The organism is Saccharomonospora cyanea NA-134, assembly GCF_000244975.1.
Classification (GTDB): Bacteria; Actinomycetota; Actinomycetes; order Mycobacteriales; family Pseudonocardiaceae; genus Saccharomonospora; species Saccharomonospora cyanea.
The window spans coordinates 1,688,273-1,712,223 of the sequence record NZ_CM001440.1 but is presented as its reverse complement, the minus strand read 5'-3'; the positions used below and the strand labels follow the sequence as shown (position 1 = coordinate 1,712,223).

At 70.6% G+C, this 23,951-nt stretch carries 16 protein-coding genes and 1 pseudogene; 8 read left to right on the top strand and 9 right to left on the bottom strand.

From position 1 onward, the window contains the following. Nucleotides 1-10 precede the first annotated feature (10 nt). Nucleotides 11-6,250: a protein kinase domain-containing protein gene (locus SACCYDRAFT_RS08280; RefSeq protein ID WP_005455309.1), complete on the bottom strand. Its 6,240-nt coding sequence runs from the start codon at nt 6,248-6,250 to the stop codon at nt 11-13. A gap of 225 nt (nt 6,251-6,475) precedes the next feature. Between SACCYDRAFT_RS08280 and SACCYDRAFT_RS08275 the strand changes: the two genes are divergently transcribed. Beyond that, on the top strand, nt 6,476-6,922 hold the full coding sequence (locus SACCYDRAFT_RS08275; RefSeq protein WP_005455308.1) for a hypothetical protein: 447 nt from the start codon (nt 6,476-6,478) through the stop codon (nt 6,920-6,922). Nucleotides 6,923-7,130: 208 nt separating this feature from the next. Continuing rightward, complete coding sequence (locus SACCYDRAFT_RS08270; RefSeq protein ID WP_232283799.1) at nt 7,131-7,604, top strand: SRPBCC family protein; 474 nt, start codon at nt 7,131-7,133, stop codon at nt 7,602-7,604. Between the two features lie 33 nt (nt 7,605-7,637). Here SACCYDRAFT_RS08270 and SACCYDRAFT_RS08265 read toward each other — a convergent pair whose 3' ends face one another. The 7 genes from SACCYDRAFT_RS08265 to benA form a co-directional block, all read right to left on the bottom strand. Beyond that, complete coding sequence (locus tag SACCYDRAFT_RS08265; protein ID WP_005455302.1) at nt 7,638-8,522, bottom strand: NAD-dependent protein deacetylase; 885 nt, start codon at nt 8,520-8,522, stop codon at nt 7,638-7,640. 88 nt (nt 8,523-8,610) lie between these two features. After that, entirely contained in the window at nt 8,611-8,904 is a 294-nt protein-coding gene (locus SACCYDRAFT_RS08260) for a hypothetical protein (RefSeq protein WP_043536291.1), read from the bottom strand. A gap of 100 nt (nt 8,905-9,004) precedes the next feature. Next, nucleotides 9,005-9,769: a 3-oxoadipate enol-lactonase gene (gene pcaD / locus SACCYDRAFT_RS08255; protein WP_005455299.1), complete on the bottom strand. Its 765-nt coding sequence runs from the start codon at nt 9,767-9,769 to the stop codon at nt 9,005-9,007. Continuing rightward, nucleotides 9,766-12,486 carry a helix-turn-helix transcriptional regulator gene (locus SACCYDRAFT_RS08250; RefSeq protein ID WP_005455298.1) on the bottom strand — a complete coding sequence of 907 codons (2,721 nt, stop codon included), beginning with the start codon at nt 12,484-12,486 and terminating at the stop codon, nt 9,766-9,768. The genes pcaD and SACCYDRAFT_RS08250 overlap by 4 nt, the downstream gene beginning before the upstream one ends. 146 nt (nt 12,487-12,632) lie before the next feature. Then, a complete protein-coding gene (benC, locus tag SACCYDRAFT_RS27170; protein ID WP_005455297.1) occupies nt 12,633-14,957 on the bottom strand; it encodes a benzoate 1,2-dioxygenase electron transfer component BenC in 2,325 nt (774 codons plus the stop codon). A 20-nt stretch (nt 14,958-14,977) separates the two neighbouring features. Beyond that, the gene (gene benB, locus SACCYDRAFT_RS08240) at nt 14,978-15,511 is read right to left on the bottom strand and encodes a benzoate 1,2-dioxygenase small subunit (protein WP_005455296.1); all 534 of its coding nucleotides are present in this window, start codon (nt 15,509-15,511) and stop codon (nt 14,978-14,980) included. Nucleotides 15,512-15,521: 10 nt separating this feature from the next. Continuing rightward, on the bottom strand, nt 15,522-16,919 hold the full coding sequence (gene benA, locus SACCYDRAFT_RS08235) for a benzoate 1,2-dioxygenase large subunit (protein ID WP_005455295.1): 1,398 nt from the start codon (nt 16,917-16,919) through the stop codon (nt 15,522-15,524). 313 nt (nt 16,920-17,232) lie between these two features. On the opposite strand from benA, the gene SACCYDRAFT_RS08230 reads away from it, so the two are divergent. Genes SACCYDRAFT_RS08230 through SACCYDRAFT_RS08210 form a run of 5 tightly spaced genes read left to right on the top strand, consistent with a single transcriptional unit; the run spans nt 17,233 to nt 21,779 of the window. Beyond that, the gene (locus SACCYDRAFT_RS08230) at nt 17,233-18,141 is read left to right on the top strand and encodes a LysR family transcriptional regulator (RefSeq protein WP_005455287.1); all 909 of its coding nucleotides are present in this window, start codon (nt 17,233-17,235) and stop codon (nt 18,139-18,141) included. Next, nucleotides 18,138-19,241, top strand: a complete 1,104-nt coding sequence (locus tag SACCYDRAFT_RS08225; RefSeq protein ID WP_005455286.1) for a mandelate racemase/muconate lactonizing enzyme family protein — start codon at nt 18,138-18,140, stop codon at nt 19,239-19,241. The genes SACCYDRAFT_RS08230 and SACCYDRAFT_RS08225 overlap by 4 nt, the downstream gene beginning before the upstream one ends. Nucleotides 19,242-19,270: 29 nt before the next feature. Further along, on the top strand, nt 19,271-20,134 hold the full coding sequence (gene catA, locus SACCYDRAFT_RS08220; protein ID WP_005455284.1) for a catechol 1,2-dioxygenase: 864 nt from the start codon (nt 19,271-19,273) through the stop codon (nt 20,132-20,134). 29 nt (nt 20,135-20,163) lie between these two features. Then, nucleotides 20,164-20,439, top strand: a complete 276-nt coding sequence (catC, locus tag SACCYDRAFT_RS08215) for a muconolactone Delta-isomerase (RefSeq protein ID WP_005455282.1) — start codon at nt 20,164-20,166, stop codon at nt 20,437-20,439. A gap of 50 nt (nt 20,440-20,489) precedes the next feature. Further along, nucleotides 20,490-21,779: a benzoate/H(+) symporter BenE family transporter gene (locus SACCYDRAFT_RS08210; RefSeq protein WP_043537151.1), complete on the top strand. Its 1,290-nt coding sequence runs from the start codon at nt 20,490-20,492 to the stop codon at nt 21,777-21,779. A gap of 73 nt (nt 21,780-21,852) precedes the next feature. On the opposite strand, the pseudogene SACCYDRAFT_RS08205 reads toward SACCYDRAFT_RS08210, so the two are convergent. Then, nucleotides 21,853-22,208 (bottom strand): annotated as a pseudogene (locus SACCYDRAFT_RS08205) (ArsC/Spx/MgsR family protein). A gap of 371 nt (nt 22,209-22,579) precedes the next feature. On the opposite strand from SACCYDRAFT_RS08205, the gene SACCYDRAFT_RS08200 reads away from it, so the two are divergent. After that, a complete protein-coding gene (locus tag SACCYDRAFT_RS08200; protein ID WP_005455277.1) occupies nt 22,580-23,827 on the top strand; it encodes a PP2C family protein-serine/threonine phosphatase in 1,248 nt (415 codons plus the stop codon). Nucleotides 23,828-23,951: the final 124 nt, after the last annotated feature.

Genomic DNA, 23,951 nt, shown 5'->3' with positions numbered 1-23,951 from the left:
CTCTCCCTCGTCAGGCGCCCACGCCGGGGCCGAAGTAGCGCTGGAACTGGCCAGCGATGGCCTCCCAGTCCCCGTCGTGCGGGAACCGGACCACGTCCCAGCCCTTGTCGAGCAGACGGTCCTCCGCCTCGCGGTCACGTTCGGCGACCACGGGATACTCGTGCACGGGGCCGTCGACGAACACCGCCACGTTCACCCCGCGGAGGCGGTAGACGTAGTCGGGGCGGGCCAGTGCTTCGGAGACGAAGGTCTGAGCCTCGTCGGGCAGGCGCAGACCTCGTTCCTTCAGGAACGTGATGAGCCTGGCCTCCAGTCCCGTGTCCGACTGCGCGGTCAGCCGTGCCAACTGCTCCGTGCGCGACTCGCCCCGCCCGGCGGTGAGCACCCTGACCCCGGCGAACCGGACGAGCAGGTCGCGCACCGAGTGCCGGTCGATGGCCCCGTGGTCGGGCTGGTTGCCGTAGGTGAGCAGGCACTCGTAGCAGCCACGGGCGCACGGCCGGTCGGGGTGCGGGCCGCCCAGGTCGGTGCCGTCCTCGGTGAAGTGACAGATAGCGAGCGCTTCCCTGACCGCCTGCCGCAGCGCCGTCGGGTCCGCCTGCAGCAGCCGCAGCACCCCGGCACCGCCCTCGGCGGCCTCGGTGAACAGCATCCGGTCGCGGTCGCCCTCGTCCGGGGGCAGCAGCTCGCTGGTCAGCTCGGCGTCCTCCAGCTCGAACGCCGCCTCGATACCGCGTTCCAGCGCGTACATCAGCGACAACGCCGTCGCCTCCGGCAGCGCCTCGGCGAGCTTGACCACCAGGATGTTGCGGCGGTCCTCCACATATGGGATCACCCGCTTCTTGCGGCGCTTCTCGTTGCCGTCGGCGTCCACCACGGGCAGCTCGCTGGAGTCACCGGAGGCCTCGGCGGCGTCGCGCTCGTTCATCCACCGGCCGTCGGCCGGATCGAGCCAGAACCCCGGCGGTTCGTTCTCGGCGGCCCGCAGGCGGCCGACGTTCGTGATGCGCACGGTGGCGGAGTCGCCGTAGGTGAGGGTGGCGAGCGTTCCACGGTCGTCGGACACGGTGGCGTCCCGGCGGCCGGGCCGCGCCCCGTGGTCGTGGAAGCGGTAGGAGGTGACCAGCCGGAACCCGGCCCGCCTGCGTTCCTCCTCGTCGGAGGAGATCCGCTGCCGGCGCAGGGTGTAGACGGTGTGTAGGTGCAGCAACCCCGAGGTCGTCTCCCGCAGCGGCGCGTCACACATCTCGCACCTGTCGGCGTTGTCCCTCTCCTCGTGGTGGTAGCCGCAGGAAGAACACCGTTTGGCGGTGGTGGTGACCACGTCACCGGTGGCGTCCGGCGGCAACTGGATACGCGTCACCTGGTAGCGCGCGCCTTCGTGGTAGATGAGCGCGCCGGGGCCGAACTCGCGAATCGCGAGGAAACGGGGCCGCTGCAGGTAGTCGCCGTCGTCGAACCGGCGACCGCTCGTGGGGATGTAGGCGGCCAGCGGCAGCCGGGGGAACGAGTAACCCGGCAGGAAACCCTCACTCGCCAGATAGCGGTACGGGTAGAAGTCCGACAGCACCGACTTCGCGTCCGCGGTCTCGTTCTTCAGCAGGTTGAGCTGGGTCTCCGCCTCCCTGCGGCGCCGCACGGCCGCCTTGCGGTCGTTCTCGGACAACGTGTGGTCGAGCACCCTGCGGTTCTGCTCCGCCTGATCCACCAGCGCGGCGCGGAACAGATCCCGCCAACGGTCCAGCGCGCGGTCGAACTGCTCCCCAGCGGCCCGCACCGTGTCGTCGATCCACGACTCGTGCCACCACGCGCTGTCGGCCAGCTCGTCCACCATCCCGGCGAGCACCTCGCGCGCGGCGGCAACGGCACGGCGGCGCGCGGCGGCGTCGTGCAGTGATGTACGGACGTGGTCGTGCAGGGGCAGTTTCGGCTTCGCCTCCCGGGCCTCCTCGGCGTGGCCGATGTCGATGATGTCGGGAATCGAGCGTCCGAGCTTGAGGCCCGACTCGGCCAGCCAGATCGCGTGGACGTGCGAGCGCACCAGGTCCTCGTTGGCGAGGTCGAGCCGGGGCGGGGCCACCGCGCCCGCGACCATGCGGTCGGAACGGCGGAAGTAGTACTGGTCGTGGCTGTTGCCCGTCGCGCAGTACGTGGTGACGAGCGCGGGCTGCCCCGACCGGCCCGCCCGGCCGCTGCGCTGGGCGTAGTTCGCGGGCGTGGGCGGCACGTTGCGCATCATCACGGCGTTGAGCTCGGAGATGTCGACACCCAGCTCCATCGTCGGCGAGCAGTAGAGCAGGCTCAGCGCGCCGTTGCGGAACAACTCCTCGCGCCGCTCCCGCTCCGCCGGATCCACCTGGGCGGTGTGTTCCTTGGCCCCCAGCCCACCGAGCACTCCGGCCGCGTTGCGGTAGAGCTCCCGGAAGAACCGGTTGACCCGAGGCCCCTCCCCACTGGCGTAGGTGCGGGTCAGCGGGTCGTGGGTGCCCCGCTCACCCGTGCCCGCCCGCCAGATCAGAGCCCGGGCCGCAATGCGGTAGCCCGTCATGGGCGGCCCCGCCGACCGCCGGAATCGGCCTCCGCGCTGCGGCGTCGTCTCGACCCGGTGCACCAGTTGCGCTTCGGCCAGCACCTCAAGCAGATCGGCGATCACCTGCTGGGCGTCGTCGGCCGACAGCTTCGAGAAGTGGACCCTGCGCAGGTACTTGCCGAACTTGCCGCGCCCGGACAGGAACAGCCCCGAGCGGTCCATCCCCGGCTTGGAGCCGCGTGGATAAGCCGTGCCGACGTTCGGCTTATCGTTCGTGGACAGCACCCACGGCTCGACAAGCCTTTCCTCGCTCGCGCGCTGGAGGCTGTCGAACTCGTCACGGAAGTACTGCACGTCCACGGCGAGTGCTCGGCGCATCTCGTCCAGCAGCACCCGCATCATGTCGATCCGCAGACCGGGCTCGGCGTCCCGCAACTCCGGCTGCGTCTTCGTCCAGCGGTCCTCGTGCGCGGCCAGCCAGTCCAGGTCCTCGTAGTCGATCCGCAGCAGGCCGGTCTGCTCCAGGTTGGGCATGGTGACCCGCCAACCGCGTTGCAGGTCGAGATACAGCCGGAACGCGATCACGTCGCGCAACGTCTTGGCCGCGTTGCGAGCCAGCGACGGCGGCAGGTCGGAGGCACCCGCGTAGTCAGTGGGCTTCAGCCCGAGAGCGTCGGTGACACGGGAGGCCAGTTCCTCGTGCCGGATGCCGTCCTCGCCCGCGTCGACCACCGCCTGGTACAGCGCCGCCCGAAGCTGCGTGATCTGCACGAAGTCGTTGAAGTGACCGGCCTGCAGCGAGGCGTCCTGCCGATTGTCCACGAACGTCAGCAGCTTGCGGGCCTTTTCGTCGAGCGCACCCTCGGGGGCCTGCTTGAGCGAACGCACGATGGACGCGGACACCAGCGAGGTCGCCGACGAGCGCCCCTCCTGGTCGAGCGTCGCCAGCTTGGCGAAGTCCTTGCCGCGCACCTGCTCGTAACTCACCGCGCAGTGCAGGCAGAACCCGAACGGCGCCGGGATGAAAGCGGCAGACAGGTCCCCTTTGCCCTCATTCCCGTAGGCGTCCACGGTGACGGCCTGCGGCAGCCGTTTGCGGTAGGAGTCACGCACCGTCTCGTAGCCATGGTCGTCGATGTCCAACCACGACTCAGGCAGACGCCGATCGGCAATCGCCTCCTCGGTCGTGGTCGGCCACGGACGGTCGGGATCGATGTAGAGGTAGCCGTCACCCTCCCGACCACCGGTCGCGGTGGTGTCCCGGCGCGGCTCGTAGACGGTGCCCTCGGGGCCGCTCCTGCGCCACACCGTGAGGTACTCCTGCCCGCACTCGCGGCAGAAAGCCAGAGGCAACAGGATCTTGCCGTCCGAGCCCGGCTGGACCCGCTGGTAGTCGCGGGTCAGGTAGCGAGTCTCCTTGTCCTCCAAGGTGACGTAGACGGTGTCGCCCTTGGACAGGAACTGGTGCAGCCGGAACGCGAACAGCGGGCGGTCGGTCACCGGGTGCCTCGCCTGCGAACCCGCTTCGAGCGTCCGGCGGATGGCCTCGGCGCAGACGTCCTCGGGAACCCCGCTGTCGGCCGCCAACTCGGCCGCCGCGTCCTCGATCTTCGCGGGCCGCTGCCGGACCAGCCTGCCGGTGCCCTCCTCTGTGGCCAGCCCGAAACGGGTCTCAATCCAGCGCGCCAGTGGGTCGGTCACCAGCTCCGCGTAGGCGCGGGGCGAGTCGAGCGCGCGGAGTCGCTCGGCGGGCACGGTCGCGGGTGCCTCGCCGGTCGCGCGCACCAGAGTTTCCCCGATGACATGCTCGGGGCGTACCGTCGTGCCGAACAGGGTGGAGGCCACTCGGGCGACCACCGCGCGGCGATCTTCCTCGGTGCCCTCGCTGGACATGGTGGCCGACGTGCCCACGCACTGCAGGCTCTCGGCCCGGCAGGCCTCCCGGACCCGGCGGATCAGCAACGCCACGTCCGCGCCCTGGCGGCCGCGGTAGGTGTGCAGCTCGTCGAAGACGAGGAACTCCAGGCCGGTGGCCATCCTGATCAGCGAACGCCGGTCGTCGGGCCGGGTGAGCATCAGCTCCAGCATCACGTAGTTGGTGAGCAGGATGTCCGGCGGGTTGTTCTGGATCTCCCTGCGCCGTTCCTCGCCCTCCTGACCGGTGTAGCGGGCGTAGGTGACCGGCTGCCTGCCGGGGCCGTAGCCGTCGAGCAGGAACTTGTCCAACTCCTTGAGCTGGCTGTTGGCCAGCGCGTTCATCGGGTAGACGATGATCGCGCGAACCCGCTTCGGCGCACTCGGTCCCTCTTGCTCGCGGGCCCGGAGCACGGTGTCGACGATGGGCACGAGGTAGGACAGCGACTTGCCCGAGCCGGTTCCCGTGGTGAGGACGTAGGACTCGCCGGTGCGTGCCACGTCGATCGCCTCGCGCTGGTGCAGGTGGAACGCGAGAGGCCGTCCGTTACACACCGTGCCGCCCTCGGTCTTGCCGGTCTGGAAGATCCGCGTGCACTCGTCGTGGAGCACGCCGTCCCTGGCGAGTTCCAGCACCGTGCCGCCCGAGGCGAAGAACGGGTTCAGCGACAGCCACGGGTCGGGCCACTGCGACTTGGCATCGAGATCGTCACGGACGAACGCGGCGATCCGCTGATCACGGATCACCGTGCCGCCCTCGGTGAAGGCCCGGTAGTCGTCGATCAACCTACGATGCACTCCGAAGACGTCCATCCCCGCCCCTGGGGCGGGCTTCGCCTCCGCCGCCGGGTTCGTCACCGGAGTACCGGCCGAGCGCAGCTCGGTGAGCCGGGTCACCGGGTTGAACGCCTCCCACCCCGGCACGGTTTCTTCGTCCGCGTCCGCGCTCCGCGCCACGAGGGCGTCACGGACGGCGCCCGCGTCCACCGGCCGGTCCGCCGGGTCCTTCGCCAGCAGGCTGTCGATCAGCCTGGCCACTTCCACCGGCACGTCAGGCCGCAGGGGAAGCAGCGGTGGCGGCGCTTCGGTCAGGTGCTTGTGTCCGAGTTCGTGCGCCGACTCGCTGTGGAACGGCGGGACGCCGGTGAGCAACTCGAACAGCACGCACCCCAGCGCGTACAGGTCGGCCGCCGGGCCGACCGCCGAGGCGCGGAACTGCTCGGGCGCCATGTAGCGGGCTGTTCCCACCGTGACGCCGGTGCTGGTGAGCCGTGCCGCGTCGGTGTCGTCGGCCATACGCCCCATGCCGAAGTCGAGGACCTTGACCACGCCACCGCGCACCACCATCACGTTCGAGGGCTTGAGGTCACGGTGCACGACGTTCTCGGCGTGTGCCGCCGCCAGTCCATCGGCGATCTGCGCACCCAGAGCCACGACCCAGGAGACGGGCGACTGCGCGCGTTCGGAGACCAGATCACGCAGGGTACGCCCGTCTAGGAACTCCATCGCCAGGTAGGGCAAGCCCTCGGCGTCCACACCACCGTCGACGAGGCGAGGCAGGTTCGGGTGGTCGAGCCTGCGCATGATCCGCACTTCCCGCTGGAAGCGCTCGCCGGCCTTCGTCCCCGCGAGCGAGTCGATGTGCGAGCCGGAACGAGTACGGAGGACGAGCTTCACAGCGACCACGCGATCGTCGGCGTCCCCAGCAGCTTGGTCCTCGGCGCGATGCACCTCGCCCATGTTGCCCTTGCCGATAGGGCCAAGCAGGCGGAAGCGATCCGCCACGATCTCCGGTCGCGTTGACAACAAGCCCTCCTACGACGTCATCCGGGCACTCCCCGGCTACATCGGGCGCAACCGAACGTCCGCAACAGTGCGAACCACTCGGCAACCCGATCGTTGCATTAGGTGTTGACATGGTCAACAAGCACCCGCGGTGCTCGGTGCCCCCTGCAGGTCGATGTAACACCCGGCTCCGTAACACAGACCCACGAGGGACGTCCGGAACCGACCCCGCCGGAAGGAAGTGGCATGACCACCCCACCCCCAGGCCAGCCGATGCCGCCACAGCCGATCCAGTACCCACAGGCACCGCCGCTCCACGGACACCACTATCCGCCCCCACCACAGCACTATGCCTATCCACCCGCCTACCCGGTGCCGCCACAACCGGCGAAACGCACCCCGTGGCACCACTACGTCACGTGGCCCGCGGTGGGTCTGACCGCGCTCACCGAGGTCTACACCGGCATCGCGCGCATCGCCGACTACCAGTCCGTCATCGTCCTCGCCTTCCTGGCGACAGCGGCCTCGATCACCGCGCTGGCCGTCTCCGTTCGCGCCCGGCACGCCGTCACGATCGTCTTCGCCGTGCTGTCACTTCTCGCCGCGCTGTACCTGCTCGGCACCGGCTACGACGCGATGGAGCAGTACCAGCACATCCTGGACGAGACACTGCGTGAACTCGACGACTTCTGACGCGCGACGAGCAAGGTGACGACCAGTTCGCCGAGGCCCACGTAGCCGGTCATCGTTGCCTGCGCTGGTCGTCGTGGCTCGTCGGGGAGAGCCGCACCAGGTGCGTTCGAATCCAGCCCGATTCGCCGGACGAAGCAGACGAACCCACACCGGCGGCGAGCACGTCCAGTCCCGGCGCCGGCATCGCGGTGCTTGGCCTTCCGCCGGGATGCGTGCCACGATGCCCGGTGGAGACGACTTCCGGTCGGGGGCGATCATGCGATACACGGCGACGGTGTCGATCGACGCGGCCCCTCAGCGGGTGTGGGACGTTCTCAGCGCCGTGGAGTCGTGGCCCGCCTGGACGCCCACCGTCACCGCGGCACGCAGGCTGGACGAGGGGCCGTTGCGGGTCGGCAGCCGGACCGAGCTGCGCCAGCCGAGACAGCCTTCTCGCGTGTGGACGGTGACGGAGCTGGCGCCCGGGGAGTTCTTCGACTGGACGAGCGGCACGCCCGGCCTGCGTCTCACCGCAGGCCACCGGCTCCGCCCGGACGGCGACGGCACCGTCGTGACGCTCGACTTCGCCGTCAGGGGAGCGTTGGCGCTGTTGATCCGCCCCGTCGCGGGAGTCATCCGGGACTTCGTCGACACCGAGGCGCGCTCGCTGAAAACCCACTGCGAGCGGCACCCGCGCTCCTGAGCTCCACGGAACGCAGCACGTCACCGGCAGCGGTCACCGCGCGACGCGCTGACCGAGCCGGTCGGCCAGTTCGGTCAGCGCGGAACCCAGCGGGCGGTCAACCCGGACCAGGGCGTGGACGTCGCCTCGGGTCTCGCCCTGGTTGATGATCAGCACCGGCTTGCCCGCCCTGGCGGCGTGGCGGACGAACCGCAACCCGGACATGACGGCCAGGGAGGAGCCGAGCACGAGCACGGCGCTCGCGTCGTCGACCAGCCGCCTGCACTCCTCGACCCGGCCACGCGGCACGTTGTCGCCGAAGAACACCACGTCCGGCTTCAGCACCCCGTCCCCGCAGGCCGAACACGACACCACGCGGAAGTCACGCACGACATGCTCGGGCAGGTCCACGTCGCCGTCGGGGTTGAGGCGGATGGCCTCGGCGCGGAAGGTGGGGTTCGCCGCCCGCAGTCGCTGTTCGAGCACCCACCGGGAAGTGGCGTGTCCGCAGTCCAGGCACACCACGCGGCCGAGGTTGCCGTGCAGCTCGACCACTCCCCTGGCGCCCGCCGCCTGGTGCAGCCCGTCGACGTTCTGCGTGATCATCCCGGAGAGGAGACCCCCGTGTTGCAGCGCCGCCACCGCGTCATGGCCCGCGTTCGGCCGGGCTCGCGAGAAGGCGGCCCAGCCGAGGTGACTGCGAGCCCAGTACCGGCGCCTGCCCGCCTCGCTGCCGACGAACTCCTGGTGGGTCATCGGCACATGCCGCCGAAGCGTCCCGTCGGCGCCACGGTAGTCCGGGATGCCGGACTCGGTCGACAATCCCGCCCCGCTCAGCACGACGACACCGCCCTCGCCGACCACCCGCACGACCTCGGTCAGCTCCGTCGTGCGGGCCACGCCCACGCCGGAGGGCGTCCAGCTCACGGTCGGTCGCATACGCACCTGTCCCAGCGTACGGAGTCGACACCGCGCAGACCCGCTGCCGGTGGCGGGCGACCTGTTCACCGGCCGGGCACCCCGGCGGTCAGGGCCGGGGGTTGACGCGGGTCCAGCGGGGCCGGTCTCGGCGGCCGCCCGCCGCGCCCACGCAGCGGGAGCAGACGGCGATCCGCTGGTCGCTGGTGTCGGCCAGCCACAGCGCGTCCACCCACAGGACGTGGTGGAAACGCGCGAGTCGCGTCCGATGCAGCGGCAGTCCGCACAGGGTCTGGTTGGTTCCGGGGATCCAGGCGTGCGTGTCGCCGCGGGGTTGGCGGATGCCGTCCTCGTCGACCCAGTCGCTCGACGCCGCCACCTTCGGTTCCTGTCGTCTCGGCATGCGGATCGAGTGCCCGCCGTGTCGCCGGGTCAACCGGCAGCGGTGCTCCGCCGGACGGTCACGGCGCTCACCCGCCTCGAACGAGGCTTCGCGGGCCCTCTCACCTCGCCGTGAGGTGCTTGGTGATGAGGTCGCCGAAGGTCTCCGGCTGTTCGACGTTGCCCAGGTGTGCGGCGTCGTCGACGATCTCCAGGCGCGCGTCCGGGATCCGCTCGGCGATCAACCGGGCGTGCTCGGGTGGCGTGGCGGGGTCGTCGGCACCGGCGACGACGAGGGTGGGTGCCGTGATCGAGGGCAGCGCGTCCCGCAGGTCCATCCCGCCGATGGCGGCGCAGCACGACGCGTAGCCCCGGGCGGGCACGGTGGCCGTCATGTGGTGGAACTCCTTGGCCAGGCCCGGATTCGCCTGGATCCAGCCGGGCGTGAACCACCGGGTGATGCTGCCGTCGGCGATGCTGACCATCCCCTTGGTCGTCGCCTGCGTCGCCCGCTCCCGCCACGTCTGCGGGGTGCCGAGCTTGGCCGACGTGCAGCACAGCACCAGCCGGTCGATCCTCGACGGCCGGTGGGCGCCGAGCCACATCCCGATCATCCCGCCCAGGGAGAGCCCCACGAGGTGCGCGCGCTCGACCTCCAGGGTGTCGAGCAGCTCCACGACGTCACCGCCGAGGTCGGCCAGCGAGCTGGGTCCGTCGGGCACGGGAGTGCGGCCGTGCCCGCGGTTGTCGAACCGGACCACCCGGAAACCCGCGTCCACGAGCCGCGGCACCTGTGGGTCCCACATGCTGAGGTTGCTGCCGATCGACCCGGCGAGCACGACGACCTCGCCGGTGTCCGGGCCGGTGATCTGGTGATGGAGCTTCATCCGATCTCCTGTCGAGTCGAGGGGGCGGGACTGCCGCTCGACGAGCGGCGGGCGGCGAGCTCCGCGCGGGAACGGACGCCGAGCTTCGCGTAGACGCGGGTCAGGTGGTACTGGACGGTCTTGGTGGCCAGGAACAGTTCGGCGGCGACCTCACGATTGGAGAGGCCACGGGCCACCAGCTCGGCGACGGCCTCCTCCTGGGGCGTCAGTTCGCCCGCCTCACGGCCCGACCGGGCAGCGTGCATCCCACCTGCCTTGAGTTCACGATCACAGCGCGCCACGTACGTCGTGGCCCCCAGACTGGCGAAGATCTCCCGCGCTGTCGAGATCACGGTGTCCGCCCTGCGGCGCTTGCCCGCCCGGCGCAGTGTCTGCCCGTACGCGAAATTGACGCGGGCCCGGTCGTAGCGCAGCGGCAGGGTTTCGAGCGTCTCGAGTGCCTGTTCGAAGGCGGTGGTCGAGCCCGCCAGATCGCCCTGGGCTCCGAGGAGGCGCCCCCGGGCGGCTGCCAGGCGCGCGACGGCCGACGCGCACCCGCGGTCGGCGGCGAGCCGCTCGTGCCGTCGCAGGAAGGTGCCGGCCTCGGCGTACCGGCCCTCGACCACGAGCGCGTGCGCGTACATGTCGTGCCAGGGCCAGTGGCCCGGTTCGTCGATGCTGCCGCCCGCCCACGGTTGGGTGAGCGGGTGCAGTGCGCGCAGCACGCCCGAGGAGTCCGCTCGCGCCTCGGCCAGGTGCGCGTGCGCCAGGTAGGAGGCGACGCGCATCAACTCGTAGTCCTGCGGGCCCGCGTCGCACCGGCGCAGAGCCTCGTCGGCCGCCTCCCATTCACCGCGCAGGGCGTGCACGGCCACCGCGGTCCAGTGCAGCAGCGGAGCCGCGAGCACGATCCCGCTGCGTTCGAGCAGCGGATTCGCCTCGCGGACGGTGCGCACGGCCTCGTCCCACTCCCCGGCGAGGAACTGGGCCCGCGCCAGCCACGCCCGCGCCCACAGGGAGATCCGGGTGGAGCCACCGAGGAACGTGGTGGGCACCGCGCTCGCGAGGTCGGCTCGCGCGTCGTCGATCGCGTCGACCGTCAGGTTGAGCCAGCCGCGCGCCATCACGACCCGTTGCGCCTGGGCACCGCGCCGGACCCGCTCACCGAGATCCGCGTAGTCGGCCATCGCCTGCCGCGCGCGTCCCGTCCCCGCGAGCCCCAGACCTCGGATGGCCGCGGCTTCGACGGCCGCCGGCGCCTCCGGGCCCGCCAGGGCGACGGCGCGGTCCGCCCAGGTGACCAGCTCCTCCCCTCGCCCCCGCATGAGTGCGTGGAGCACGTACCGCTGGCAGATCTGGGCCGCGACGTCCGGGTCGCGTTCGGCGTTCACCAGAGCCCAGGCCCGGCCCAGCCGGGACTCGGCCTCCACCGCCCGTCCGCGCACGATCGCCAGGTATCCCAGGACCGCGTTGCGCAGTGGTGTCTCGCGCAGGCTCTCCACCTCGGGAACGAGGGCCGCCGCGGCGAAGACGTCGCCCGCCCCGATGGAGGCGTCGACGGCCCGCGTCAGGCGGCTCTCACGCTGCAACCGGTCGTCGGTGAGCCGGCTCGAGTCGTGGAGCAACGACGCCGCGGTCCCCCACGCCCCGACGGCCGCGTGCTCGGCGGCCAACGTGTCGAGCTGGTCGGCGACCGCGGGATCGGGCACCGGCGACGCGGCGACGAGCAACCGGAGTCTCCGCGCCGGATCGTCCATCAGGTCCGCGGCGCGCCGGTGCGCCGCGGCGGCCGCCGCGGGCCCCATCGCGGCCAGGACCGCGGCCCGCACCATCGAATCGCGAGGAGCCACCTCGGTGAGCCCTCGCGGCGCGAACTCGACGAGCCCGGTGGTGTACGCCTCGTCGAGCACGGACAGCAGATCGCCCTCGATCCCGGCGAGGCGAGCGACGTCCCGCGCCGCGGTGCCCGGCCCCAGCACGGCCGCCGCCTCGGCGAGCGCTCGGGCTGCGGGTGAGCACCGGCTCAACCGCTCACGCACGCGGGCGGCGACGGCCGCGGGGGCGGGGAGGGTCGGGTCGAACCGTGCCCACGTCGAGTGGGGCACCTCGGCGAGCAGTTGCACGACGGGGCGTGGCCTGCCGTGCGTGTGCCGCCACAGCGATTCCGCCATCGACGGATGCAGGAACACCCCCCGCGCCGCCGCCAACCGGCTCACCTCGGGGGCGCTCAGCGGTGCCAGCGTGATCTCGGCGGTGGCGATGCGCGGCAGCAGGTCGAGTACGTCCGCGGGCAGGGTCGGGTCGTCCGTCACGGCCGTCGCCATGACGAGCAACCGGGCCTGCGGATGATGCCGCACCGCCGACGCGAGGACCTGCAGTGATCGCCGATCGGCGAGGTGGGCGTCGTCGACGACGGCGAGCGTGGTGTCCTCACTCGTGGCGAGTCCCGCCGTGAAGCGGGCCGCCACCTCGACCGGATCACCCGCCACGTCCAGAGCCGGCATCAGCTGGGCCAGCACCCCGTAGTCGTTCCGCGCCTCCCACGGCATCCCCGTGGCCCGCAGCACCGGCCCGCCGTGCCGGTCGGCCAACCGTTCGACCAGCGCGGTCCTGCCGACACCCGCCGGTCCGCTGACCACGACGACGTGTGCGCGGCCCTCACCGGCCTGCGACAGCCGTCGTTCCAGCTCCGCCAGGTCGCCGTCGCGACCGATCAGCGGGGTGGCGGCTTCCGTCATCCGCCCACAGTAAACGCCGCCGCTCCCCGACCGCGCCGCCGCTGCCGCGTTCCGTCGCCGAGTCCGGTCCGGTCGCCGGGCGGGGCGGGGAACGGCACCGCCGACCTCGGCGGTGACGGCGTCACCGGGCCCCGCCCACAGCGACGTCAACCCAGGTCACCGCCCGCGACGGGCAACACGGTGCCGGTGATGTAGGAGGCCTCGTCCGAGGCGAGGAACGTGATCGCCGCGGCCTGCTCGTCGAGGGTGCCGTACCGCTTGAGCAGCGAGGAGCCGATCGTCTGGTCGATGTGCGCCTGGAACCAGGCCCGTTCCTGCTCGGTCTCCAGCGCGGAGCCGCCCCGGGAGACGCGCCTCGGCGGGGCCTCGGTGCCGCCCGGTGCCGTCGCGACCACCCTGATGCCCGCGTCTGCGTACTCGAACGCCAGCGACGCGGTGATCGCGTTGATGCCGCCCTTGGCCGCGGAGTACGGGATGCGGTGCACCCCGCGCGTGGCCGCGGACGACACGTTCACCACCACGCCGCCGCCCCGCTCCACCATCGACGGCAGCGCCGCGCGGCAGCACCACAGCGTCGTCATCAGCGAGCGGTTGATCTCCGCCTGGATCTCGGCTTGCGTGAACTCCGTGAACGGCTTGAACCAGATCGCGCCGCCGACGTTGTTGATCAGCACGTCGATCCGGCCGAACCGGGTCAGCGCCGCCTCGACCACCTTCCGGGCGCCGTCCCAGGTTTCGAGGTCGGCGGTGACAGCCGTGGTCTCCGTGCCCTCCCGGGTCAGCTCGTCGGTGAGTTCGGTGACGAGGTCGGACCGATCGGCGAGGACCAGGGTGCCGCCCTCGGCGGCGATGCGCCGAGCGGTGTGCTCCCCGATGCCCTGGGCCGCGCCGGTCACCACGACGACCTTGCCGTCGAAGCGGCCGGGACTGACGAAGCGGGGCCGTCTCGTGGCGCTGTCGGTCGTGGGCGGGGCCGCCGGTGGCGCCGTGAGCGGAGCGAGACCGTCGAGGGGAGGCAACATCTCCTGCCCGGCGATCGCCCGAGCCGTGCCGGTGGCATGCGGTGTGTCACCGGGATCCAGGCCACGGCCGCCGGTACCGTCGCCTTTTCCGTCGCCGGACCAGATCACCTGGCCCGCGACCGCGCGCAGGGCCGCGCTCTCCGCAGCGGGGTCGGTCCGCGACCCACCACGAGGTGGCCGGATGTCCGCGGTGGGGAAGACCGGTCGGCCCGCGAGGTCGCGTCCCTCGCCCACGGCGAGTGCCGGGGTGGCCGGCTCGGGATCCGGAACCGGCTCCGGCTCGACCCGGTCGCCCGGGCTGGTCACGGCCTGCGCGGCGGGTCGGGTTTCCGGCTCGGCGGGCTCCACCTCCGCCTCCACGACCTCCGCCGCAGCGGCCTCGGCCGTTGTGACTCCGGCCGGGTCCGAGGCGGCCGAGGCGTTGGAGGAGGCGCTGGAGGAGGCGCTGGAGGAGGCGAACTTCTCGTAGTGGAAACCGGCCGGTTGCACACCCAGGTCCGCGAAGTGCTTGCGCACGGCCTCCACCATGGGCGGAGGCCCGCACAGGTACACCTCGACGTCGCCGCCGTGCAGGTGCTCGTCACCGATCAGGCTCGTCACGAACCCCTTGTTCGGCGCCGAACTCCCCGGATCGGCGACGCAGTAGTCCCACGTCAGCCGGGGCAACTGCCGGGCCAGTTCACGCAGCGTGTCCAGCTCGACGACGTCGTCGTCGGTGGTGGCGCCGTAGAGCAGGTGCGCGGGCCGGGTCGACCCCGACGCCCGGAGCGCGCGCAGGATCGACAGGATCGGCGCCAATCCGGTGCCGCCGGCCAGCAACAGCAACGGCTGGTCGGTGTCGCGCAGGAAGAAACTCCCGTTCGGTCCCGTGAACGTGAGCTCGTCACCCACCGCGGCACGGTCGGTCAGGTAGTCGGACATCACGCCGCCGGGCGTCAGCTTCACCAGGAACGTCAACCGCTCGTCGTCCGGCGCGTTGCTGAACGAGTAGGAACGGCTCTGCCCGGTGCCGGGGACGGTGACGTTGACGTACTGACCGGGCAGGAAGGCCAGCTGATCGCGCTGGGGCGTCTCCACGGTCACCGCGACGGTCGTCGGCGAGAGCCGGTCGAGCTCCGTCAGTGTTCCGGTGAACGTCGCCGCCCGCGTCTTGGCGACGGCCGAGGTACTGGCGATGCGCAGGACGAGGTCGGACCTCGGCTTCATGCTGCACGGCAGCACGTATCCGGCCGCCGCCTCGTCGGGCGACAGCGCGTCCGCGATGTAGTCGCCGCCGTCGTAGGTGCCCGACTCGCAGAACGCCTTGCACGTGCCACACGCCCCGTCCCGGCAGTCCAGCGGGATGTTGATGCGCTGGCGGTAGGACGCGTCCGCCACGGTCTGGTCGTCGCCGCAGGTGATGAAACGGGTGACACCGTCCTCGAAGGACAAGGCAACCTGGTAGCTCATCGTCGAAGACTCCGGACGGCTCAGATGTGGTAGATGTCGACGACGTGGTGGATGTAGTCGTTCTTCAGCACCACCGTCTTCCGCCGGATCAGCGGCGCCTCTCCGGAGAAGTCGATCGTGTAGAACGAGGTCCCGTAGTACGGATCGACGGTCTTGTACCGGAAGTACATGGTGTGCCAGTTGAACCGCACGTCCACGAGGTCGCCGCGCCGCTCGATGAGCTCGACGTTGCTGATGTTGTGGCTCGTGCGGGGCTCGGGGATCGAGGTGGCGCTGGAACGCTCCGTCCGGATGCGGAAGACCCGGTCGGCCAGCCCGCCCTTGTTGGGGTAGTAGATCAGGGAGATCTCGGTGTGCGGGTCCTCGGTCAGCAGGTCGTCGTCACCCCAGGACGGCATCCAGAAGACGACGTCGTCGGCGTAGCAGTCGAGCCACTTCTCGAACTCGCGGTCGTCGAGGTAGCGCGCCTCGCGGTAGAGGAACTGCTCGATGTCGTTCTGGGTGATGGTCTTCGTGGCCGTGCCGGCGGTGGCGTGGTCGGTGGTGACTGTCATCGCGGTCTCCTCAGGCGTCGGTCGTGGCCGGCTGCGGCGCTGCCGTTTCGGTCTGCTGGGCCCGTTCCCGCGCGACCGCTTCCCGCATGGTCCGCAGCCAGTAGCCGTGCTGCACCGGGTAGAGCCCCTCGTCCTCGTTCTTCTGACCCGCGGAGATGACGCCGTCCATTCCCAGGGACTTCGCGACCTCGTCCGGCCCGGTCAGCCAGTGCTCCGCGCCTCGGCTCATGTCGTTCCAGGGAGCGGCGGTGGCGCGGAAGGTCAACTGGCAGGACCGGAACTCCTCGAGATCGTCTGGGGTCGCCATCCCGGACGCGTTGAAGAAGTCCTCGTACTGCCGGATGCGGTGTGCCCGCGCCTCGGCGCTCTCGCCCTTCGGGGCGATGCAGTAGATCGTCACCTCGGTCTTGTCGGGCGCGATGGGCCGGAAGTGCCGGATCTGGGTGCTGAACTGGTCCATCAGGTAGACGTTGGGGTACAGGCACAGGTTGCGGGATCCGCGAACCATGAACTCGCCCTTGGCATCGCCGAACTCCTGCTTCAGTTCCTCCATGCGATTCCACAAAGGACGGTCCTGCGGGTTGGCGGCCCACGTCCAGAGGCACAGGTGCCCGTGCGGGAACGACCAGTAGCCGCCGCCCGACTTGCCCCAACCGCCCGCGTCGAGGGCCTTCGTGTCGTTCGCCGACTCGCCCGTGCTGCGGCGCGCGGTCGTGGCCGCGTAGTTCCAGTGGGTCGCCGTGACGTGATAGCCGTCGGCGCCGTTCTCGGCCTGCACCTTCCAGTTGCCGTCGTAGGTGTAGGTCGAGGCGCCCCGCAGCACCTCCAGCCCTTCCGGCGACTGGTCCACGAGCATGTCGATGACCTTCGTGGTGTCGCCGAGATGCTCGGCGAGGCTCGGCACGTCGGGGTTGAGGCTGCCGAACAGGAACCCTCGGTAGCTGTCGAACCGCGCCACCTTCGTGAGGTCGTGGGAGCCGTCCGTGTCGAACGACGCCGGGTAGCCCGCACCGTCGGGGTCCTTCACCTTCAGCAGCTTGCCGTCGTTGCGGAAGGTCCAGCCGTGGAAGGGACAGGTCAGCGTCAGCCGGTTGTCGGTCTTGCGGCGGCAGAGCATCGCACCGCGGTGCGCGCACGCGTTGACCAGGCAGTGCAGCCGTCCGGATTTGTCCCGGGTGATGACGACCGGCTGCCTGCCGATGTAGGTCGTGAAGTAGTCCCCGGGATTCGGTAGCTGGCTCTCGTGAGCCAGATAGACCCAGTTGCCCTCGAAGATGTGCTTCATCTCGAGTTCGAAGATCTCCTCGTCGGTGAAGATCCGACGGTTCGCCCGGTAGACACCGGCGTCGCGGTCCTCCACGACGGCGTCCGCGAGGACGGCGGAAACGTGGTCCAAATCCTGGGTCACGACATCCTCCATGCCCGGCCACGCTCGGCCGGACGGGCTGCGCTCCGCAGTCTCGCCTGGTGAGCCTCGCGATGGCCTTGATCGACTCTGATCGGCCTGGCGACCGAAGATCGCTGTGGCGTTCCGACGACCATGGCAAACCCACCCCGCCCGTTACACCAGGCAAATACCCAGTCCTGACCCAGGGGGTGATTGATCGGTGTCACTTATCAATCCCCCGCAAAGTTCTCTTTGTGTTCACTCAATGTCAGTACCTACCGTGTTCCCACGGACCGCCCGGGATGCCGGTGTGGGCCGGAAAGGAGGTTCGGCGATGGAGCTTCGTCACCTGCGCTACTTCGTCGCGGTGGCACAGACCTGCCACTTCGGTAGGGCCGCCGAGCAGCTGCACATCGCACAGCCCGCGCTCTCGCAGGCCATCAGGCAGCTGGAGGCGGAGCTCGGGGCCACGCTGTTCACCCGCACCACCCGGCAGGTCCGGCTCACTCCCGCAGGGGAGTTCTTCCTCGTCGAGGCTCAGCGTGTCCTGGGAGGCCTGGAGGACGGCGTGCGCGGGGTGCGGCGCATCGCAGGCGGGTCTCTCGGCGTCGTCCGGGTCGCGTTGACCGGGACCGCGGCCTTCTCCCACCTACCAGGCATCGCGCGCACCGTGAAACGCGCGCTACCCGGAGTGGCCCTGGAGATCCACTCCGACCTGCTCACTCCGGCGCAGTGTGACGGGTTGCGTGAGGGGCAGTTCGACATCGGGATCCTGCGTCCCCCGGCTCAGGGGGAAGGGATCGAGCTGCGCACCGTCGAGGTCGAACCGTTGGTCCTCGCGGTCCCCGCCGATCACCGCCTCGCGGTCGAGCCCGTCGTCTCGATGGGAGACCTCCGCGCCGAGGACTTCGTCGTCTACGCGAGCAAGGACTCCACGGTGAACGACGCCGTGCTGCGGTCCTGCCACGCCGCCGGCTTCAGTCCGCGCGCGGAACTCGAGGCGGCCGGTACGGGTGTGCTGCTCGCGCTGGTCGCGGGCGGGCTCGGAATCGGAGTGGTTCCGGCCTCGGCCCGTGCGCTGCCGCTCGCCGACGTGGTGTTCCGGGACCTCACCGACGCCGGTTCCGTGGAGCTCGCGCTCGCCTGGCGGCACGGCGACGACTCGCCCCTCGTCCGGTCGGTGGTCGACACTCTCGCGACCGCCCTTCCCACCCCATCCCGCCCCTGGAGAGCCAGCACGTGAAAATCACTCGGATCGAGGCGATCCCGTTCGCCATCCCGTACCGCAAACCGCTCAAGTTCGCCTCCGGCGAGGTCCACGTCGCCGAACACGTCCTCGTCCGCGTGCACACCGACGAGGGGGTCACCGGCATCGCCGAGGCGCCACCGCGGCCGTTCACCTACGGCGAGACGCAGGCCGGGATCATCGCCGTGATCGAGAAACTCTTCGCGCCGCAGCTCGTCGGGTCGAGCCTGCTCGAACGGGAGACCATGGTGGCCCTGCTGGGTCGCACCGTCGGCAACCCCGTCGCCAAGGCCGCGATCGACATGGCGGCGTGGGACGCGCTGGGACGCACGCTCGGCCTCCCGGTCACCGAGTTGCTGGGCGGCTACACCGACCGGATGCGCGTGTCGCACATGCTCGGTTTCGACGAACCCGCCGCCATGGTGGCCGAGGCGGAGCGGATGCGCGAGACGTACGGCATCACGACGTTCAAGGTGAAGGTGGGCCGCCGCCCGGTCGAACTCGACACCGCCGTGGTGCGGGCGCTCCGCGAAGCGCTCGGCGCGGACGTCGAACTCTACGTCGACGGCAACCGGGGCTGGACCGCCTCGGAGGCCGCCCGTGCGATGAAGGAGATGGCCGACCTCGACCTGCTCTTCGCCGAGGAGCTGTGCCCGGCCGACGACGTGCTGGGCCGCCGATGGCTGGTCTCCCACCTCGACGTGCCGTTCATCGCCGACGAGTCCGCGGTCGTACCGGCCGACGTGACCCGCGAGGTGCTGGGCGGATCGGCGACCGCGATCAGCATCAAGGTCGCCCGCACCGGGTTCACACACTCGCAGCGCGTGCACCACCTGGCAGAGGGCCTCGGTCTCGAAGTCGTGATGGGCAACCAGATCGACGGTCAGCTCGGTTCGATGTGCACCGTCGCGTTCGGATCCGCCTACCGGCTCACCTCCCGGCGCGCGGGTGAGCTGTCCAACTTCCTCGACATGGCCGACGACCTGCTCACCGAACCACTGGAAATCCGGGACGGCGAGCTGGTCGTCCGCCCCGGCTCCGGTATCGGCGTCGAGGTGGACGCCGACAAGCTCGCCCACTACCGCCAGGACACCTGAGAAGGAACAGCGAAATCAAGGAGGATTTCATGACGGCTCTGCACGACGGCCCCGCCCCGACCGCGGCCGACTCCGGCGCCAACGCCACGGAACGCTTCAAGGCCGACAAGCTCGGCGGCGTCGCGAACACGCCGAAGGAGCGCGTCGACCTGCTGGCACGCGAGGTGCTCGGTGCCGTTCACGACACGATCCGCAGGCACAAGGTGACCTACGAGGAGTACAACGCGCTGAAGGCCTGGCTGATCAGCGTGGGTGAGGACGGCGAGTGGCCGTTGTTCCTCGACGTGTGGGTGGAACACGTCGTCGAGGAGGTCGCGACCGAGCACCGGGAGGGCAACAAGGGCACCATCGAGGGCCCGTACTACGTGCCCGGCGCTCCCGAACGCGGCTCGCACGGCTCGGTGCCGATGCGGGAGAACGAGCCGGGAACGCCCCTGGTGTGGACCGGCCGGGTCACCTCCACCGACGGCAGCGTCCTCGACCAGGCGAAGGTCGAGCTCTGGCACGCCGACGACGAGGGTCTCTACTCGCAGTTCGCACCCGGCATCCCCGAGTGGAACCTGCGGGGCACGTTCTCCGTCGACGCGGGCGGTGAGTTCGAGATCCGCACCGTGCGGCCCGCCCCGTACCGGATTCCCACGGACGGCGCCTGCGGCAAGCTGATCGCCGCCGCGGGCTGGCACGCCTGGCGCCCGGCCCACCTGCACGTCAAGGTCTCCGCACCGGGGCACGAGCTGCTCACCGCGCAGCTGTACTTCCCCGGCGACGAGCACAACGACGACGACATCGCCTCGGCGGTGAAACCGGAGCTCATCCTCGATCCGAAGCCCGCCGCCGACGGCCACGGCGAGACCGTGGTCTACGACTTCGTCCTCGACCCCGTCCCGGCCTGAACCCGCCTGCGCTTTCAGGAGGCTCGCCCATGTTGTTCCACGTTCGGATGGACGTACACCTGCCCCACGACATGGACCCCGACGTCCGCGCGGAGACCGTGGCCCGGGAGAAGGACTACAGCCAGCGGCTGCAACGGTCCGGCAAGTGGCCCCACCTGTGGCGCATCGTGGGTGAGTACTCCAACATCTCGGTCTTCGACGTCGAGTCGACCGACGAGTTGCACGAGCTGTTGTCGAGTCTGCCCCTCTTCCCGTACATGACCATCAAGGTCACGCCGTTGGCGACGCACCCGTCGAAGGTGTGACGGCACCGGGCGACGGAGACGACCGGGTGCGGGCCGCCGAGGAGGACTTCGTGACCACGACCGACACCGACAGCCGGCACGCGACACCCGAGTCGGCACCGCGGTTCGAGCGACCGCTCCGGCCGCTGCCCGATCCCCGTCGTGTGGTGCGGGACGCCGACGGCTCAACGGTCACGAACGGCGTGATCGGGCTGGTGTTCTCCGCCACCGGCCCGATCGCCGTCATCCTCACGGTCGGTGTCCAGGGCGGGCTGAGCCCCACACAACTCGCCTCCTGGATCTTCGGCGTGTTCTTCCTCAACGGCATCCTCACCGTGCTGGCCTCCTGGCTCTACCGGCAGCCCCTGGCGTTCTTCTGGACCATCCCGGGCACCGTGGTCGTCGGCGGGTCCCTCGACCACCTCGCGTGGCCGGAGGTCGTCGGCGCGTTCGTGGTCACGGCGGCGCTGGTGCTCGTCGTCGGGCTCACCGGATGGGTCCGCACGGCGATGGCCGCGCTGCCCATGCCGATCGTCATGGCGATGGTCGCGGCGGTCTTCCTGCGCTTCGGTCTCGACCTGATCGCTTCGCTCGGCGCGGACCCCCTGGTCGCGGTCCCGATGGTGGCCGCCTTCCTGTTGCTCAGCGGTCTTCCCTCACTCGGTCGCCGGGTACCGCCGATCCTCGGAGCGCTGGTCGTCGGCGCGGTCACCGTCGTCGCCGCCGACCGGTTCGCGCCGGTCGCCTCCGGCACGGGATGGTTCGCGCAGCCGGTGCTCCAGCTTCCCCAGTGGTCCTGGCAGGCCGTCGTCGAGCTCGTGGTCCCGCTGGCGGTGACGGTGCTGGTCGTGCAGAACGGTCAGGGCGTGGCGGTGCTCAGGCAAGCCGGCCACGCGCCGCCCGTCAACGTCGCCACCGTCGCTTGTGGAATCTGGTCCGCTGTCGCGGCACTGGTCGGCGCCGTGTCCACCTGCCTGACCGGACCCACCAACGCGTTGCTCACCGCCTCCGGGGAACGCCGCAGGCAGTACACCGCCGGGATCGTGTGTGGCCTGCTCGCCGCCGTGACCGGCCTGCTCGCCCCGGCCTTCGTACGCCTCATGCTCGCGACCCCCGAGGCCTTCGTCGCCGTACTCGGCGGTCTGGCGATGCTGCGGGCACTGCAGAACGCGTTCGTCACCGCGTTCCGTACGCACTTCACGCTGGGCGCGCTCGTCGCGTTCCTGGTGACCTTGTCCGACGTGACGCCCCTCAACATCAGCTCCGCCTTCTGGGGACTCGTCGCCGGTGTCGCGGTGTCCGCCCTGCTGGAGCGAGCCGACTTCGTCAGGACACGGCGATCGGCGGGGACCGGCGCCTGAGGCCGTCCGTCGAGGTCGCTGCCGAGGGCCGTGTGGTGGCGGTGATGTCCGGGGCCGGCCGTGCGGTGTGCCGCTACGGCAGGACGGAGCGGACCGCTTCCGGCGAGCGAGCGATCACCGCGGTCCCGTCGTCCGCGGTGATGATGGGGCGCTGGATGAGGGTGGGAGGGCGGCCAGGGCTTCCAGCCACCGAACCCGATGGGCATCGTCACGGGCCCACGAGGCCAGGCCCACGGCGTCGGCCGCGGGCTCGCCGAGACGAGCGATGTCCCAGGGCTCCAACCCGAGCCTGGTCAGGACCTCGTCGAGCTCCTCCACGGTGGGCGGTTCCTCCAGGTAGTACCGGAGCGTGTACCGGGCCCCTTCGGCGTCCAACAGCGACAGCGCGCCACGGCACTTCGAGCAGGCCGGGTTGATCCAGACCTCCATGTCCTCGGCTCCTCCTGTCGAGTCGAGCGCTCCTTCGAAGAACGACTGCCCACCCTACGGGTCCCGTGCCGGGTCGGTGCGCGTCGGGCATCGCCATGGCACCAATCGCGGCACCAGTCGTCGACGCACCGTGCGCCGAGCGCTTCACCCGGTCACGACTCCCGCCTCGTCCGTCGGGAGGCCGGCATGGCGGTGTTCGGTTCGACTGGCTCGGGCCGGGTCGTGGTGGGAGCACCACCCGGTGGCGATCCCCTCGGCGTCCGACCGACCACCGTGTGACGGCTCGCCCGGTGCGATGTCCTACCGCCGAGGTGCAGGCCGTTTGCGGGAACGGCTAGTTTCCCCGAGTTCGCGGTGGGTAAGCGGGTCAGGTGGCGGCTGAATCGAACGCGTGGTGGGACGTGGTGGCCGACATCGTCGAGCAGACGCACAGCGCTTCCGGGCCGGACGTGGGCCGCGTGGCCGATCGCGCGGTACGTCGGCTGGGGATGACCGCGGAGCTCTATCTCGTCGACCGTGGCCAACGGATCCTCACGCCGATCGCTTCCGGCGACCGTGCCCCGGTGACGATCGAGGGCACCCTCGCGGGTCGCGCGTTCCAGCTGGAGGAACCCGTCTGGCGGCCCGCCCGCGAGCGGGCCGCGGAGCTGTGGGTACCGATGGTCGACGGCACGGAACGTCTCGGGGTGCTGTGCTTCGGGCTGTCCGACGAGCTCAGTCCGGAGGACGCGGACCTCCGCGCTCGGTGCACCGTGCTCGCGGGCCTGCTCGGACACATCGTCGCCACGAAGTTCGCCTATGGTGACGCCCTGCACGTAGCGCGCCGGGCGAGGCCCTTCACGTCGGACGCGGAGCTGCTGTGGCAACTGCTGCCGCCACTGACCTTCGCGTCCAAGGACCTCGTGATCAGTGTGGTTCTCGAACCACACCAGCGGGTCGGCGGTGACGCGTTCGACTACGCGGTCAACGAGGAAGCCGCGTTCTGCGCGCTGTTCGACAGCGTCGGGCACGACATGCAGTCGGGGCTGACCACGGCGGTCGCGCTGGCCGCGATCCGCAACGCGCGCCGCGGCGGCGAACACGACCTCGGCGAACTGGCCCGGATCGCGGACAAGCTGATCATCGAGAACCGGCCGCCCGGCGCCCGGTACGTGACCGCGGTCCTCAGCTGGCTCGACATCGCCACGGGCGAGCTGACATACGTGTTGGCGGGGCACCCACCACCACTGCTCCTGCGGGCGAACACGGCTGTGAAGTGTCTGGAGACCGCTCCTCGGATCCCGCTCGGGGTGTCCGAAAGTCCCGCCGCGGCGACGGCAGGACGCGAACAACTCGAACCGGGTGATCGGCTCCTCCTCTACACCGACGGCATTCCCGAGGCGCGCGACGAGGAGGACCGCTTGTTCGGCATCGAGCGTCTGGTCGGGCTCATCGAGCGCGACTCGGCCGCCGCTCTCTCCGCACCCGAGACGCTGCGCAGGGTGATGCACGGTGTTCTGGAGTACCAGCGGGGCCGGATCCAGGACGACGCGACGCTGATGATGGTCGACTGGCGCCCACCACCCGGAACAGGCCCGCAGGAGACCCCGCACCACGAGCGCACGGCTGCGCGGCGGTAGCCGGGTGGCAGCGCACCGGGCCACCACGAGCCGACCTCCGCACTCGCCGGGTCACCGAGGGTCAGCGAGCTGCTCCGTCACCCCGCGTCAGGTTCGACGAGCCCGACCCGGTCGACGGCACGTA